Origin of the sequence: Pedobacter sp. MC2016-24, from assembly GCF_015223055.1 — a bacterium.
In the GTDB taxonomy this organism is placed as follows: Bacteria; Bacteroidota; Bacteroidia; order Sphingobacteriales; family Sphingobacteriaceae; genus Pedobacter.
The window spans coordinates 1,215,759-1,232,687 of sequence record NZ_JADFBX010000001.1; the positions used below are offsets into that span (position 1 = coordinate 1,215,759).

Genomic DNA, 16,929 nt, shown 5'->3' on the forward strand with positions numbered 1-16,929 from the left:
AATCAGTACTATAGTTTGTAAAAGTCAGGGCATAAATAAGCCCTGCAAAAGACATCCTCCGCCAAGCTTCGGACAACCTTTGCAGGGCGAAAATCGGTACAGCCCGCTTGAAAAAATGGGTAATTGCTCACCTGGCTTATTCATTTTTTCAGCCAGCTGCGAGCGGTGAAAGGGATGTCTTTACTTACCTGATAAGGCCATCAGTTTTTCACTGAATTCTTTTAGCCCGGCTTTCTCAAGGCAGTCTGCCGAGAGCTTCTGTAATTCCTCCAGCTCTTCCCTGTTGGCTGCTTCTATCATCCCATTGCCGGGGTGATCTCCTTTTACATTCAGCCCCTTGTCAATCACCTGGCTTAATAGCAATACTGTTCTCTTATTGATCTTCACATCAATCTTCACCGGAACATTCATTTCAGGGCTGCTCAATAGCACACCGTACACTTGTTTTAGATCATTTGCATTCATAATACTACATTTTTAAATGGTTCATTTTCACTTCACAAAAGTATCAGTCGTACCACTTTTTTATCCCTACAGAATTTGGAGGGGTAAAATTTCGAGTGTTTCAGAACATTACTTTTGTTGTACAAACTGATTAGTGAACTTGAAAATGTGTGGTATGGATTTCAGTAAAAAAGGGCTGTCCTGTGAGGACGCCAAAAACATAGACATGGTTAATTACCTGTCTTCAATCGGCATCGAGCCAATCAAAATCAGGGGTAATGATTTTTGGTATTTATCCCCGCTTCGCAATGAGGCTACTCCCTCCTTTAAGATCAATAGGAAACTCAACCGCTGGTATGATCATGGAACCGGCAAGGGCGGCAACCTGATTGACTTTGCCATTGCCTGGCACAGCTGTACTGTCGGCGATCTTTTGCAGATACTTAATGGCAATTTTACCGGCACTGAAAAGCAGGTATGGCATACGCCAACCGCTGCCGAAAAAGCCGCTCCCAGGATCTCCGTTTCAACCGTCAAAGACCTGCAATCTACAGAGCTACTGAACTACCTGCGGGAGCGCGGTATCCTTCTTCAAATTGCTGCTGCTTATTGCCAGGAGGTGGACTACCTGTTTGAAAACAAAAAGTACTATGCGATCGGCTTTAAAAATGACAAAGGAGGTTATGAACTTCGGAACCGGTATTTTAAAGGAAGCTGTTCGCCCAAAGGGGTTACGACCCTTAAAAACGGATCAAAAACCTTGTTGGTTTTTGAGGGTTTTATTGACTTCCTTTCCTACCTGGTTATCACGCAGAAAATGGATATCCCCCTACAGGATTACCTCATCCTGAACAGCCTGGCATTTTTTGAACAATCCGTTCCCCTGATGCTCGGTTATGATACCGTGCGCCTGTTCCTGGACAATGACCCCGCCGGACAAAATTGCAGTCTTTACGCCCGGTCCTTAGATGAGCGATTCCAGGACGAAAGCAGCATGTACCAGAATTACCAGGATCTTAATAATTTCCTGATGCGTAAGCCTATGAGCTAAGCCAGCTATTTACCGGCAATCCAGGATACTCCTAATACAACCGGAGGGAAATGTGATCTGCTGGCAAAGGGCAATCATCATGAATTACTTCAATCTCCGAGATTTGAAGAGGTGGTTTCCCTGGGACGCTGGAAACGGCAAGATGTCCTTTTGTTAAACAAAAGATTTTGGCACCTTTTACTCGAAACTCGTTGGTGCCTGATAGCTGATAATAATAGTGTTTGTAAACGTGAAAATGAAAAGTGATGAAAAAGAAAACAAACAGAACAAGAATCGTCGGAATGCGTTTCACCCAAGATGAATTTGACAAACTGAACAAGCAGTTTAAAAAGACTACCTGTCTCAAGCTAAGCGAGTATTTACGCAGACTGATCTTTGACAAACCGGTGGTTACGACTTACCGGAACCAATCAATGGATGACTTTATGGCAGGCATGATACTGCTTAAAGCAGAGCTGAATAGTATCGGTAACAACTTCAATCAGCTGGTTAAAAAGGTCAATACTTATAAGGATGACAGGACCATTTCAGGACTCTTAGCAGGCTATGAACTGGACCGGAGAAAGCTGGTGCGGCAGGTAGAAAGTATTTATTCCTTTATTGAAAAAAATGCGGCTTTATGGTAGCTCGCATTAAAGTTGGCAATGCATTGACCAGGGCATTTTACTACAATGAGAACAAGATTAAGGAAGGGGTTGCGACTTGTATTATGGCTGGCAATTACCCCTTTGATGTTGGCAGGTCGAATGAAGTACAGCGCCTAGATGTGCTGGAAAAAACGACTTCGTTAAGGGAAAGCCTACGTGCTAATACAGTCCATATTTCTCTAAATTTCGATCCTTCTGAAACACTTTCTACCGAAAGAATGCAGGAGATCGCCAGCCTGTATATGGATAAAATTGGCTTTGGTAAACAGCCGTACCTGGTCTATCAGCACTTCGATGCCGGACACCCGCATTTGCATATCGTCACGACAAAAATCGACCTAAAAGGTAAGGTGATCAACACCAATAATATCGCTAAAAACCAATCCGAACTGGCCAGGAAAGACCTGGAAATTCAGTTCGGACTGGTAAAAGCTGAGGGTCAGAAAGCGGAAGCTTATGGATTAAAACCCGCCTATGCAGCGAAAGTCGTTTACGGTAAATCCGAAAGCCGGAAAGCCATTGCGGCGGTATTAAATTCAGTATTAAAACAATACAAATACACCTCATTGGCTGAACTCAATGCAGTCCTCAGGCAATACAATGTTGTAGCCGACAGGGGCAGCGATAGCTCCAGGACTTTTAAAAATAACGGGCTGCACTATCGCATATTGAATGATGAAGGCGAACCCGTTGGCGTGCCGATAAAGGCCAGCTTATTCTATCAGAAGCCCACCTTACAATACCTGGAAGATCGGTTTTCGGCTAATGAAACTGCCCGGCAGCCCTATAAAAACAGGATCAAGAACACAATCGATCTCTATTTCCTGAAGGCTAAGAACGCTACGCTGCAGGGTCTTACTGACGTATTGAAAAAGGAAGGCATTACCCCGGTTTTAAGGCAAAACGAAGCGGGTTTACTATATGGGATCACCTACATAGACCACAAAAGTAAGTGCGTTTTTAATGGCAGCAGTTTAGGAAAAACATATAGTGCAAAGGCGATTTCAGAACGCTGCAAAGGTGATGCGGTCAGACTGCCGCTACAGTCGCCTAACGGGCAAATCCAAAACATCAATGCCGATAATAGGCCCTCTATTCCAGGCGCCAACACCGGCAGCCCCGATGGGCTACTGGATGCTTTGCTGCGTCCTGAATATGTCAATGAAAACATTCCTTTTGAGCTGACTGGCAAGAAGAAAAAGAAAAGAAAGAAAAAAAGAATCATTTAAACAATACGATCATGAGTACAGGAGAGAACGAACAGGCGATGCGGAAGATACTCGATATGACCCGGCTGATTGCCTTGATAATTTTAGCGATACATTTTTATTTTTACTGCTATGCTGCCTTTCATCTTTGGCAGCTAAGTACCAGTTTTACAGACGGCCTTTTAGGAAACATCAGGGATACCGGCCTATTCAGCACTTTTTATAAATCAAAGCTGCTGGCACTGCTCTTTTTAGCCATCAGTTTGCTTGGTGCCAAAGGCAAAAAAGATGATAAACTGGTTTTCAAAACAGCTTTTGCATACCTCTTTACAGGGCTGATCCTTTTCTTTATCAGTTACCTGTTTTTGTTTATCGGCAAGGATATCCAGGTAGCTGCTATATTATATATCAGTGTTACGGCATTAGGTTTTTTGTTGGTGCTGACAGGCGGCACGCTCCTTTCCCGGATCATTATGGACCGCCTCAAAGGCGATATTTTCAATAAAGAGAATGAGACCTTTCCACAGGAAGAACGTTTGCTGGTTAATGAAAATTCAATCAACCTGCCGATGCGTTACCAGCTTAAAAACAAATGGCGCAATGGCTATCTGAATGTGTTAGCTCCCTACCGGTCAACCTTAGTGACTGGCTCCGCCGGTGCAGGGAAAACGGCATTTATTATCCGGGAGTTTATCATTCAGGCACTGGCTAAAGAAAAGCCTTACAGCATGCTGATTTATGACTTTAAGTTTCCGGATTTATCGAAAATCGCGTATAACCACTTCCTGAAAAACAAACATCGTTACCAGGGAGAGCCCGAATGTTTATTCATCAATTTTGATGATCCGTCACGATCCAATCGTGGTAATCCACTCGAGCCGGAGAATATGATTGATATTACCGATGCGACAGAATCGGCTCGTACTATATTGTTAGGTTTAAACAAACAATGGCAGACGAAACAAGGGGATTTCTTCATAGAATCGCCAATCAATTTCTTTACCGCGATCATTTGGTACTTGCGCTGTTACCAGAACGGTCAGTTCTGCACTTTACCACACGCTATTGAATTGTTGATGCTGGATTATGATACTCTATTTTCCATTTTGCAAACGGAACCCCAGGTTACTTCGCTGATGAACCCTTTCATTAATGCCTACCTGAATGATGCAATGGAGCAACTGGAAGGCCAGATTGCAAGCGCTAAAATTGCATTAGGCCGCTTGTCCTCACCTAAGCTGTATTACGTTTTGACTGGCAATGATTTCACTTTAGATATCAATAATCCAAAGAAACCTAAAGTACTGTGCCTGGGGAGTAATCCACAGAAAACCCAGATTTACGGCGCTGTATTATCCCTTTTTGCCAATAGGCTGCTAAAGATCATCAATAAGAAAGACCAGGATAAATCAATGTTGATCTTCGAGGAATATCCTACGATTTCAGTTGACCTGATCCCTACAATTTCTACAGGTAGATCGAACAGAATAGCTGTAGTGATGGTAGTGCAATCGATCAACCAGTTGAAAAAAGAATATGGCCGTGAGCAGGCAGATGTAATTACTTCTATAGCCGGTAACCTGATCGCCGGACAGGAAACCGGGGATGGAGCCAAGCAGCTGAGCGAACAGATCGGTAAGATCATGCAGGACCGGGAAAGCATTTCCATTAGTAATAGCGGAACTTCTATTACCAAGAGCAAGCAGTTAGACTACGCTGTGCCAGCGTCCAAAATAGCCAAGCTATCTTCCGGTCAGTTCGGTGGTATTTTGTCCGACGTACCTGATCAGCCAATGGAATTAAAAGCCTTCGATTGTGAGGTCAAAGCAGACTTTGATGCCATTAATAAAGAGGAAGCAGCTTATAAAGATATCCCAATCATCCGGCAGGTTAATGATATGATGATACAGCGCAATTACTTACAGGTAAAGGAAGATATTCAATTTATAAAAGACACGGAAATGGACCGGATCATTCACGATCCTGACTTGCAACACCTGGCAATAAAGAAGGGAGGTTAGGAGTTATAATCAAAATTTTGATATTGTCAATAGCTGGTTAGGAAGCAAAGTTTTTTTGAAGAATTTTAGATTTTACCTATCTATCCGTTAATCTGTTCTACAAAATGGATAAGTGGTATGCTGAAATCCTTATTGGATCAAGAATGTAGATACATTTAAAGAAGTTATCATTCTACAAATCCTAATCGCTATTGCTTATTTTGACCATCCCATTCCCCTCAAATCCGTGTATTTATACATAGATATTTGGCGGAAACTACGCAATATATTTGTTTCTATATATGTTGAAAGTCAAGCCAGTATTGCGTTAACAAAATTATGTTTAACCTTTGCACATTATTGCTAAAAAACTAAATATAAAATCAAGAGTTAAGCTAAAGGTTTCGAGGCTATTTTTACGCCTCAAAGATCAATAGCCTATTTTCTAAAGAATAGACAACATATAATATTTAGCGTTAGCTATATACAACACTGCCAGTTAAATAGTCGTACATTAAACAGAACGCAGTCAGGTATAAAGCATAGCGCCCACGCTCAGGTAGCGTGGGTGTCTGCTTTACTTGCGTTCGGGCCTTACGACGGCTTAACTGGCGAGTAACAGCAAGGCCCATGCTACCTGATCTTTTTTTCAGGAAGCCAATAAACTGGGTATTTCTCACCCTTTAAATGCTATTTGATCAATGCCTCGTTACCCAACCTAAGTGATAATAACACTCGTCTCAATTTATTATCAACTCTCAAAAATCAATTTAATGATAAAGCATTTATTAATCTGGCTAACTGCCTCAGCGCTGCTCTTTGGGCTACGCGCCGCCGGCCAGGGAACAGATAGTCCCTATAACCGGCCTACTGATACATTAAGGCCGCACTGTGGTGTTACCTCTCCGCTATTTCACAAGGAAGCCTATTTCCTGTTCGACGATCCGACAATTCCACTTGGCTATCCCTTAGGGGCAATAGAGACCTGCGGGAAATTTAAAGTTTATTATGACGATGTGGCTTATAGTAGCGGTGGCGGCTTCGACGGTGGTGCCGGGTCTACACGCCGCAGCACTTTGTGCTCTGTATTGACTTATATCCAGTCCGTTTATGATTTCAGCAACATACCATCTGGTGAATACATCAGGCTGCATGTAAATACTTCTTACCTACCTGTACCCGGAAGTACTTCCGCGTCCGGGCTCGTGGCTTATGGTGCACCATTTTTCCATAGACCTGTTGCGGCAGGTGCTATATTGAATGGATTTGTTCATGATTATATCATTGATGGAGCAGACCCTGCACCCAACCAGTTTCATGGAGAGATCAGGATCAACTTTGATAAGACCTATATCGGTAACAGGATAAAAGCAATTGGCCATCCTGAGCCTTTACTGGTTGGCAATATTGATTTTCAGAGTGGGTTAGCTGACCCGGAACCCTGCCAGTTCGATCTGTTTACCGTACTGCTGCATTCTATTAATCATACAATGGGGCATTATAGTATGGCAGATATTACTCATGGTGGTATCTGGACATTAGGTACTTATACCAGCCTAGATACATCCGTGCGGAGAGGCCCTTTGCCCAAGTTTTCCAGCAATGCATTTACGGCACCTTTGACACAATCTTACCTGACCGGTGATTTCGGTTTCTGGCTGGACAATAGTCCTGCTCCTTACCGGACAATGACTGACTACAATACCCATTTCAATGAATATTACGAGGCAACCCGTTTTTCAATGGGCGATTTCGAGCAACATGTGATGGAGCCGTATTTTACGGAAGGCAAGATGACCCGGCAATTTTCCAAAGCGGAACTTAAAGTAGGGCATAACATTTTAGGCTACAACTTTAATCCGACATCTTTTGCCGGCAGCAGCGCTACTGCGCAGTATTATGCCAATAAGCGGCCCTATTGTAGTAAAAACTTCAGCTGGCGCTATAATAACGGGATTCTTTCAGAAGATTTTTACCAGGACACTGTGACTGCTGACTTTAAAATAGTAAATAATATTGGTACATCACTGGTCATCAACCTGGCAGCTGACACCTCGCTGCATGATGATGATGGAGACAGCATCCGGGTATTTCCCGGCTCCCTGGTTAACCTCCGGGGCTGTGGCCAGGGTGGTAATAACCATAGTCTTCTCAAGCTGTCCAATGGCAATAAAACGATCACTTATACACCCAGGCAAAACTTCTATGGCAGGGCTCAGATGGGAATGAACCTGACTGACGGTAAGGAAAAGGGCACCTGGATTATCTATACTATCGACGTTGAGAAAGGAACCAATGTTATTGCGCCGGCATTTGGCGGCAACCTGGTGCTTAATGGTGACTTTGAAGAGGGATCAGAAGTAAAGCTGAAAGACACTGCGGAAATGGTGAATCATACAGCCTTCGATGATTATGATAAAAGCGATTTTAGTCGTATCATGGCTAACCCTCACTATTCAGATTGTCATCCGTATTCCCAGTTGACTGTCATCCGTGATAGCTACGTGGAATGTTGGGAAGCATGGACTGCTAAACATGCTTTTGGTACCACTATTACTTCCTTTCCCTGGCCCTGGGATACCGTGGGCGGAGGACCTAGAGGAGCGTATCGCTGGCCGAATGCCAAATCGAACCAGGGCAACAGGTATGAACATACTTCTACCGGATCTATGTACAACCTGGCCGACAGTCTGCGCAAATGCCATACCTACCAGCTGGAAATGGATTTGATCAAAACCTATGTCCGTCCGGGAATAGCGCCCTTTGCTTTTGTCGGACAGCCGATAGATACATTTTGGATCGGCTTTACAGATGGTAGTCATATTGTCAAAACGGCTCCTATAGATGCCGTTATGAATCAAGCCTTACCACCTTATGGCACCGACAAGCTGAACAGCAGCAGTTGGTACCGGGTTAGCATACCTTTCAGCTATTGCAGCGATAAACCTTCCACTATTATGTATGTCAGGATGAATAATGCGCAAGTGGCAACCCGTGGATTTGGGATGGAGCTAAATACAATTGGTACGATGCCGTTACAGATGACCGACAATGTTACGCTCAGGGAGACCAATATGACCGTTTACATTAAGGATTCAGCTATCGGCAATTGCATTACACGTTTGAAGGCTATGCCATCTGTTATTAATTCCTGCGCCGGTGATTTTATCTATACCTGGACTAATATGGCCGGTAAGGTTATCGGTACTACTGCTATCATCGACGTATCACCTTCGGTAAACAGCTCTTATATCCTTACCGTATCCAATGGCTGCCAGTCAGCAAAAGATACCGTTGCAGTGCAGAGCATGACCTGTCCCTGCGGACCGCGCAATAACTTCGGTGATACGGTTGGATTTTATACTCTTGCCGGGACCATCTTTACAGCGCCGCCGCCAACAGGTGCCTTGTATATCCCTAATGATATTACGATAGCCAATACACTCACGCTGAGCAATGCCAGTGTGCTGATCCGCCCCGGTGTTACCATCACCGTGCTGGATTCGGTAAAGCTGACCATTGATTCCTGCCACCTGTTTACCTGCCTGGATACCAACAAGCTTTGGAAAGGTATTGTATTGAATTCAGGTCCGGGTTTAGCAGGCTATTCCGGAAAATCTGCCCGTATAGAAGTGCGCCGCAATAGTATGATCGAAGATGCAGAAGTAGCGATCACCTGCCGCGATGCAAAGCCTTCGTCGACACCCCGTGATATTATTGTCAGCACTAATTCTGTATATAACCGTAACCAGGTGGATATCTATATTGATAACCTGACGGCTTATACAGCGGCCAGCACGGTCTATCCTTTTACTATTACCGGTAACGTATTTACAGCCCGCATGTTTAAAGGCACCACCTTCCCAGGCTACCCTAGGAAATGGCCTACCGCCAGGCAGCTGAAGGATTCTGCAAACGATGGCACTAAACCTTTATATAACCTGAGCCGTTACTATACCAAATCCCTGTGTAAAAACGGCGTATTCAGCAATGCCGGTATCCTATTGAATAAAATGGGCTTCTACGATGCTGCATTCAACAGGTACTACGAGGTGGTGATCGGCGGCTCTGTGGATGGAAACCGTGATTTTAACCTGTTTGATAATCATGGCTACGGCATCAATGCCACTTTATCCAATGTAAGCAGCTACAACAATCATTTTATCAATATCGGTGAAACAATGGAACCATCTGCCTCTATTATGGCAGGCGTCACCAGGTATGCTACAGCAGCCGGTATTTATACGAATAATCCTATTGCCTTCCCTGCAGGTTATTACAGGGTCAATGTAACGCCATTGGTGGGTGCACAGTACCTCAATGCCAATAAATTCCACGACTGTATCCGAGCGGTATCGGCTACCGGCTACGCAGATGTGAATGTGGCCAGTACCAGCATCACCAGCAGCCATGTTATAGGTGCTCCTGCAGTGGGTACTACGCTGATCAGCTCTACAGAATCAGGTATCGGTGTTCTGGTTACAGGAGGAGCCTTTACCAGCAAAGTTAATATCAGCAATAACGATATCAGCAATATGGTAACTGGTGTAACACTGAACCTGACCACCACCGCCTCCAACATTAATGCCACGGTGACCAATAACCGCCTGTACAGCGCGAATCCTTCGTTATCAGGAGGCCTGACAGCCCTGCACAAAATGACGGAAGGTATCTACGCTTATGCGAATGCGATGATGTTTACCACCGCCACTACGGGCAGCCTGCAGATCAGTAATAACTCCTTCAATAAAGTGATCGATGGTATCCGGGTGGCCAATATTAGCCAGCTAAAACCTGATGCCAGCAATAACTACATTACGATGTGGGACCGTTCACCGGTTACCGGCGTGATGCAATATGGCATCTACTTCACCCAGACCAAGGCGGGTAATATCTCCGGCAATACGATCAATGAATATACCGGTTACCCTGCCAGTGATCCGACACGCGCGGTGCTGGCTACCTTCAATACCTCGCTTAAAGTGTGCAACAATAATGAAAATGCTATAGGCCGTGGTTTTGATTTTGCACAGCTGACCGCACAGGCAGGTACCGTTTGGGTAGGTAATACGATGAGCCTCAGTTCAAGAGGTTTTGTGCTGGGCAGCGATATCGGCCACCAATCCATAAGTAGTTCCGGGCCATTCAGCTTTGTAGGTACCTCACAGAATAAATGGACGGGTAGCTGGTCAGGCAAGTTCCAGACTTATGTTGATGGGCCGGTTACATTGTTGTCTAACAATTCTAAATTGTATGTTCGCAATATTACATCCGGATCTGTTGAACTGCCTAGTACCAATTTTGGGACAATTATCGGTAATGCCTATCGCTATACGGGTTCTGCATCAGGCAGCCTAATTGTCAGCCAGGCCAGTCCATTGAACTGCACCGGAAATATATTTGGTAAACCTTTTCCTTTGTTCTTTGGGGATGTGGTCTGGTCTATACTGGCAGATAGTTTAGGTTCCTATCGTCCTAACCAATGGATGGCCCAATATGGCCTCTGGCAGGAAGGCTTGGGTAATGATGAGCTGGCGCAAACTTCTCCTGAATTTGCGCAGTTTATGAACGCTGCCGGCACCACCCGTTTTAAATGGCTGACAGATATTGAAACGGCGCTGGCGAATCAAGACGTTTCCACAGCGCAAAACCTGATTAGCAGCCAGCAATCTGCTGCAGGAACATTACAGGTAGCACCGGGTGTAACCGTTACAGACGTAAATGATGCCGACTATGTGGTCAATCATTACCTTGATTATTATAACCTGTATGTGAAATACCTGCTGGGTACTTTAAACGATAATGATCAGTTGGCATTAGCTGCACTGGCAGATCTTTGCCCGGCAGTAGATGGAGGCGCTGTGTACCAGGCACGCAGCCTGCTGCAAACCGTAACCGGGGACTTTGTTGCTTATGACGACGACAGCTGTATGTACGGTAATGGGATGTTCCGCCTGACCGGATTGTCTGCCGAAGCACAGCAACAAGCTTATACCTTGTCGCCCAATCCGAATAATGGTCGTTTACTATTGCGCCAGCAGTTGACGGACGATCAACCTGTAGCAATGAGTATTTATGATATCCAGGGGCGGATTGTAATGCGTTCTGTGCTTAACTTTGGTAAGACACGGCAGCAAACTGTTACTATGAGTGCTGTAACACCGGGTATGTACCTGCTGCACCTACAGGACCAGGCCGGTAAGAACTACACGATCAAATTTAACGTCCAATGAGAATCTTATTGATTGCAATCATATTGTTTACCTGCGCTCCTTTATGGGCGCAGGTAAACTATGTTCAAAATCCGGATTTTGAAATATATTCAAGTTGCCCTGACGATCTGAATCAGGTTTACAAAGCCTATCATTGGAGAAATGTTAGAGATTCAACTATGCCTTTTGGTGTTGCTTATTATAACACATGTGGCAATACTATGTTTGATGTGGGTTTACATGTTCCAGAGAATACTGCATTTTATCAGATGCCACATTCGGGAAATGGCATGGTTGGAGGCCACTTTTTTTATGATAAAACTACACCTCTCCCGCCTTCACCTTTACCAACTAATTTTAGACATTATTTACAAGGCCACTTATACAAACCATTAATTGCAGGAAAAGAATATTGCGTTTCTTTTTTTGTTAATTCAATGGAGGCTGCTGGCTATGGTCATGATAAAATGGGGGCGTATCTGGATAACGGAAATATCAATATCAGTACTGATACTCCAGGCGCCGAAATATTAACCATTGTTCCACAAATCTATACCAATGATATATTAGTTGATACAGGATTATGGGTTAAAATAGAAGGTTCTTTTATTGCTACAGGTATAGAAGATCACATAACAATTGGGAATTTTTTCGCGAATGATTTTGTTACAAATGTAGTTACAAATTATAGGCACGGATATTACCAATATTCGGCTTATTTGATTGATGATGTCAGTGTAGTAGAAACTGATCTTGCAGCTAATGCCGGTCCAGATAATTTTGTAGAGGAAACAAAAACTGTTCAGATTGGCAGGGTTAATGATACAACAGCTAAAGCAATTGACTGTAAATGGTACCACAAGGGAGCATTGATTGACAGCGGTTCCGTTATTACGGTGAAAGCTGGTGCTAAAGGAACTATTGATACCTATACCGTAGTACAGACCATCTGTGGGAATGTCAAGGCGGATACCGTAGTGATTTATACAGTAGGCTTGGGCATGAAAGATGTTAGCAGCCAGCAGCAGTTCAGTGTTTTCCCCAATCCATCTGACGGGATAATCACCATTACTTCAACTAATACAGGCAAAGCAATAGCCACAGTATTTGATCTTACAGGCCGCATGATCTTACGTCAGTCCATTACGGATACCCAGGCTAAGCTAAAACTGGAAGAACCCTCTGGTATCTATATACTGGAGTTAAGGGATGAGGATGGTGGCATACAGCGGGAACGCCTGCAGATCAGGTAGCCTTACACCGGGCATGTACCTGCTTCATCTGCAGGACCACGCGGGCAAAAGCTATACAATCAAATTTAATGTCCAATGAGAATCTTATTGATTGCTATTTATTAAATAGGGGCGCGATTTTATTGCGCCCCTATTTAACTATTGATATTTTCTTATACCCCTCCAGGTACATTTGCAAGTTTATCCTTTAAAATTAGCATATCATGGCTAACTTTTAAATCTAGAATTTTCGCATAATGCTGTGTCTGTCTTAGTGATTTATGTCCAAGCATTTTTGAAACAGTTTCAAGTGGAACACCCTTACTAAGAGTTACAGTTGTGGCAAAAGTATGTCGGGCAATATGGAATGTGAGTTTTATCTGAATGCCGCATATATCTGCTATCTCCTTTAAATAAGCATTCATCTTTTGATTACTTAAAACAGGGAGTACAAAGCCAACTTCCTTACACATATAGTCATTCTCATAACTATCCATTATTTCCTTTGCTTTTGGTAAAAGTGGCAATCGAATAGCCGAATCTGTTTTTTGTCTTTTTGAATCTATCCATTGATTCCCGTCAATACCCAGAATAATTTGGTTGCGTCTTAAGTGATTTACATCCACATAAGCAAGGCCGGTGTAACAACAAAAAACGAAAATATCTCTAACATGATTTAGTCTTTCAATTCCAAAGTCCTTCTCTGTAATTTTGATTAATTCTTCCTCTGTTAGTGCTACAATCTTAACCTCCTTTCTAGTAGTTTTGAAATTTATAAATGGGTCTCTGTTCAACCATCCCTTTTTAATACATAAGTTCAATACCTTTTTTAAATTGCTTATATATTTAACAGTTGAGTTGTGGCCACAGTTTCTTATACACTTAAGCCAGAATGCAAATTCTGAAACAAATTCGTGATCGAGTTCGTTAATGTCTATATCCTCAATTTTGTATTTCCATTGAATGAATTTGCTCACGTGGTCGTAAGTAGTTTGATAACGTACTAAGGTTGCATGAGCATAATCTTTACCAACCAGCGCGCTCATTTGATCATTATGCTCTTTAAATGCCTTTAGTAACATTTTACGATCATCGCCTTGACCAGTTACATAGTTTTTAAGTGCATCCGCAGTAACAGGTTTATTTCCCTCTAGCAATGAAATTTTAGCCTGATAGATTTTAGAACAAAGTGTATCCAGGTAAACATTTAGATTTTTGGCTTCTTCCTTTGTACCTGTGGCTTTACCCGCCGCTTGATTCCACTTGTCTACCTGCCAAACTCGTTTAGTAGATAATTCTTTTGAGATACCATCTACTGTAATTCTAAGGTAGACATAGCGTTCTTTGTTTTTCTGATTTTTGGGCTGCTTTAAAAAGAAGAACAGTCCGAAGCTTTTTTCCAACATAACATAACGTTTTAGTGTTTTGTAAAATTGGAAATGCGCTATTGCTAAAACAAGATGTCCATCTCATGAACCCAATGACAATCAATCATTTATGTCATTTTGGTTGCGTCTTTTTTTGAAAAAATTAAGACGCCACGAATGACGCGATACAATTTTGATTGGTATTGAAAATATTGACTATTGGACTAAATGAAAAAAGCCCACAAATCAATGATTTGCAGGCTTTTTTAAGCTTTGATGATGCTTTTCGTGGAGCCGCCGGGAACAGAACTTATTTTGTTTAAGCGCTGTGGGCGTGGTTTTCACCGTTTCCTTTATCAGGTACGCCACGAATGACGCGACCTTTTAAATTTCTTACTAATCAGCATTTCAAATTCAACCTAGCGGAGGAAGAGGGATTCGAACCCTCGGTACCGTTGCCAGTACGACAGTTTAGCAAACTGTTCCTTTCGGCCACTCAGGCATCCCTCCGTTTCACTCAGTTACTTGTCCTGAGGGAGTGCAAATATAGTAATAGAATAATATTTACCAAAGAAAATTACACACTTTGTAAATAATCTATTCGAACATGATAAATGCTCATCAGCATCGTCTTGAATATCAACTTTATAGTTTCTAAATCTTTTAAAGTAATATCGCAGTTGTCTAACTGATTTTGCTCTAATTTGTAGTTTATGATGCGTTCAACCAGGTCATTTATGCTTTGCGCATCCGGATTTTTCAGACTTCTCGACGCTGCTTCGACAGAATCTGCCAACATCAACACCCCGGTTTCTTTAGAAAAAGGGATTGGCCCAGGGTACCTGAAAATATTTTCATCCACAAATTTCTCCGGCGAATTTTTTAAAAAGGACTGGTAAAAATAATCTACCCGGGTATTGCCATGATGTGTCCGGATGAAATCAATCACACTCTCCGGCAACTGGTGCCTGCGTGTAATTTCAATTCCCTTATGCACGTGCTTGATGATGATCTGGGCACTCTGCTCGTAAGGCAGTTTATCATGCGGACTCAAGGCCGTATTTTGATTTTCTATGAAGTATTGTGGGTTCTCGATCTTTCCGATGTCATGGTACAATGCCCCGGCCCTGACCAGCAGAGAATTTCCACCGATTTTAAATATCGCAGCTTCGGCCAGATTGGCTACTTGTAACGAATGCTGAAAAGTACCTGGTGCTTTAAAAGCAAGTTCCCTGAGCAGTTTATTATTGGTATTGGTCAGCTCGATCAGTGCAATATCTGAAGTGATGCCAAACATCCGCTCAAAAGCATAAATTAAAGGGTAGGCCAATAAAGAAAGTAATACGCTTACAATAAAAGGCACAAAATTAAGCCATTCAATCTGGCGGATCGCACCTTCCCGCAACATCGCGATGCCCAGGAAAGAAATGAAATAGGCAGACAGGATAAATAAAGCCGACAACAGCAATTGCTCCCTTTTGATCAGATTGCGAATGCTATAAATGGCTACCATGCCCGAAGTAACCTGGTAAAAAACAAATTCAAAACTGTTGGCCACAAAGAAACCGGAAATCAAAACCACCAGTAAATGCAAATAAAGCGCCAGACGGGTATCAAACAGAATCCGGATAATGATCGGAACTATACAGAACGGGATGTAATAAATACTGGGCAAATTCCATTTGATGGCCCAGGTCAAAGACAAGAGCATGGTTGTGATGATCAGCAGAATCAATGACAATTGCCTGTTATCCGCAAAAATATCCTTCCTGAAAAGCTTCAGAAATATCATCAGCAAACTGATGATGAATCCAACCAGCAAGATCTGTCCGAAATAAACCGTCTTACTATCCCCTATCGTCTTTGTTTGTGCCTCGTAAGCTTCTTTAAACGACTGTAGTTTCTGATAAACCTCATCATCAATCACATTATCCTTCGCCACAATCAACTCCCCCTTCTGCACCATTCCCTTGGTCGTAGATAAGCTACTGATGGTATTGTTCTGAACTACAGCAGTCAACTTTTCATCAAATAATAAATTGGGTTGCAGATGGTCTTCAACTAAACCCTCTACTACGGTTTTAGCTTTAAGGTTAACCGATTTAAAATTGTCTTTAAAGTAATCCAGCGCACCTTGTACCGTAAACACATCCTGGGTACTTACCACTTTAGAAACATTGTTATTTAAGAGCGAAAAATCATAATATTTCTCTTCCTTCTGATGTCTGGGATTGAGCGAAATGATTCCGCGGTTGTATATGGCTTTCAACAACTTTAAAGATGCTGCTTTAGTGGCCGACTCATCTGACTCGGGCAATACCGCTGCACGCCACTTCACTTCAAATTCATTCAGGTAAGCCTCTTCAACAACGTTGTACAATTCCGGATTGTATTTATAAATGGGCAATACATTGTCCAAAGCATCCTTCCGGTCAATTGTAACCTGGGGCGTGGTTTTCAGGATGGCGAAGCTGAAAGGTGACACCAGATCTTTATTTTTCCAGATGGTACCTTTTTCAAATTCGTATCTAAAACGCGGTTGTTTAGGTAAAAACACGGTAATAATGATCACCGAAAGTACCATCATTACATATTTAATGTTGGATGAATACTTCCTGTAAAGCACCTTATGCGAATTCTTTCTGATTTTTGCCAAAGCGATATGAGTTGATTTATATTCAAAAATAACACATTTTTTGGTTAGAAGTGCTTTTAATGCCATCTGTAATTCACATTAGACAATTACTAAACTTGGCAATCCCTCCTAA

9 protein-coding genes and 1 tRNA gene are annotated in these 16,929 nt (G+C 42.7%); 6 read left to right on the forward strand and 4 right to left on the reverse strand.

The window, feature by feature from the left end; all coding sequences use genetic code 11:
• Window positions 1-180: 180 nt before the first annotated feature.
• A complete protein-coding gene (locus IM797_RS05275; RefSeq protein ID WP_194126031.1) occupies window positions 181-465 on the reverse strand; it encodes a hypothetical protein in 285 nt (94 codons plus the stop codon).
• A 154-nt stretch (window positions 466-619) separates the two neighbouring features.
• Here IM797_RS05275 and IM797_RS05280 point away from each other — a divergent pair, with 154 nt between their 5' ends.
• The 6 genes from IM797_RS05280 to IM797_RS05305 all read left to right on the forward strand — a co-directional run bounded on the left by IM797_RS05280 (window position 620) and on the right by IM797_RS05305 (window position 12,815).
• Window positions 620-1,495 carry a toprim domain-containing protein gene (locus tag IM797_RS05280; protein WP_194126032.1) on the forward strand — a complete coding sequence of 292 codons (876 nt, stop codon included), beginning with the start codon at window positions 620-622 and terminating at the stop codon, window positions 1,493-1,495.
• A gap of 245 nt (window positions 1,496-1,740) precedes the next feature.
• Window positions 1,741-2,121, forward strand: a complete 381-nt coding sequence (locus IM797_RS05285; protein WP_228098718.1) for a plasmid mobilization relaxosome protein MobC — start codon at window positions 1,741-1,743, stop codon at window positions 2,119-2,121.
• On the forward strand, window positions 2,115-3,371 hold the full coding sequence (locus IM797_RS05290) for a relaxase/mobilization nuclease domain-containing protein (RefSeq protein ID WP_194126034.1): 1,257 nt from the start codon (window positions 2,115-2,117) through the stop codon (window positions 3,369-3,371). The genes IM797_RS05285 and IM797_RS05290 overlap by 7 nt, the downstream gene beginning before the upstream one ends.
• An 11-nt stretch (window positions 3,372-3,382) precedes the next feature.
• Window positions 3,383-5,371: a conjugal transfer protein MobC gene (gene mobC, locus IM797_RS05295; protein WP_194126035.1), complete on the forward strand. Its 1,989-nt coding sequence runs from the start codon at window positions 3,383-3,385 to the stop codon at window positions 5,369-5,371.
• Between the two features lie 752 nt (window positions 5,372-6,123).
• On the forward strand, window positions 6,124-11,583 hold the full coding sequence (locus IM797_RS05300) for a T9SS type A sorting domain-containing protein (RefSeq protein WP_194126036.1): 5,460 nt from the start codon (window positions 6,124-6,126) through the stop codon (window positions 11,581-11,583).
• Window positions 11,580-12,815 carry a T9SS type A sorting domain-containing protein gene (locus IM797_RS05305; RefSeq protein WP_194126037.1) on the forward strand — a complete coding sequence of 412 codons (1,236 nt, stop codon included), beginning with the start codon at window positions 11,580-11,582 and terminating at the stop codon, window positions 12,813-12,815. Before IM797_RS05300 ends, IM797_RS05305 begins: the two co-directional genes overlap by 4 nt.
• A gap of 152 nt (window positions 12,816-12,967) precedes the next feature.
• Here the strand turns inward: IM797_RS05305 and IM797_RS05310 are convergent, their stop codons facing one another.
• The 3 genes from IM797_RS05310 to IM797_RS05320 form a co-directional block, all read right to left on the reverse strand.
• Window positions 12,968-14,200, reverse strand: a complete 1,233-nt coding sequence (locus IM797_RS05310) for a site-specific integrase (RefSeq protein WP_194126038.1) — start codon at window positions 14,198-14,200, stop codon at window positions 12,968-12,970.
• Window positions 14,201-14,584: 384 nt separating this feature from the next.
• Window positions 14,585-14,671 (reverse strand) — tRNA-Ser (locus IM797_RS05315).
• 67 nt (window positions 14,672-14,738) lie between these two features.
• A complete protein-coding gene (locus IM797_RS05320; protein WP_370583065.1) occupies window positions 14,739-16,817 on the reverse strand; it encodes an HD family phosphohydrolase in 2,079 nt (692 codons plus the stop codon).
• Between the last annotated feature and the right edge of the window lie 112 nt (window positions 16,818-16,929).

Excerpts from the sequence above, each read along its gene's own strand:
- IM797_RS05300 (WP_194126036.1), top strand. The coding sequence starts at position 6,124 with ATGATAAAGCATTTATTAATCTGGCTAACTGCCTCAGCGCTGCTCTTT.
- IM797_RS05285 (WP_228098718.1), top strand. The coding sequence starts at position 1,741 with ATGAAAAAGAAAACAAACAGAACAAGAATCGTCGGAATGCGTTTCACC.
- IM797_RS05275 (WP_194126031.1), bottom strand. The coding sequence starts at position 465 with ATGAATGCAAATGATCTAAAACAAGTGTACGGTGTGCTATTGAGCAGC.
- mobC (WP_194126035.1), top strand. The coding sequence starts at position 3,383 with ATGAGTACAGGAGAGAACGAACAGGCGATGCGGAAGATACTCGATATG.
- IM797_RS05290 (WP_194126034.1), top strand. The coding sequence starts at position 2,115 with ATGGTAGCTCGCATTAAAGTTGGCAATGCATTGACCAGGGCATTTTAC.
- IM797_RS05310 (WP_194126038.1), bottom strand. The coding sequence starts at position 14,200 with ATGTTGGAAAAAAGCTTCGGACTGTTCTTCTTTTTAAAGCAGCCCAAA.
- IM797_RS05280 (WP_194126032.1), top strand. The coding sequence starts at position 620 with ATGGATTTCAGTAAAAAAGGGCTGTCCTGTGAGGACGCCAAAAACATA.
- IM797_RS05305 (WP_194126037.1), top strand. The coding sequence starts at position 11,580 with ATGAGAATCTTATTGATTGCAATCATATTGTTTACCTGCGCTCCTTTA.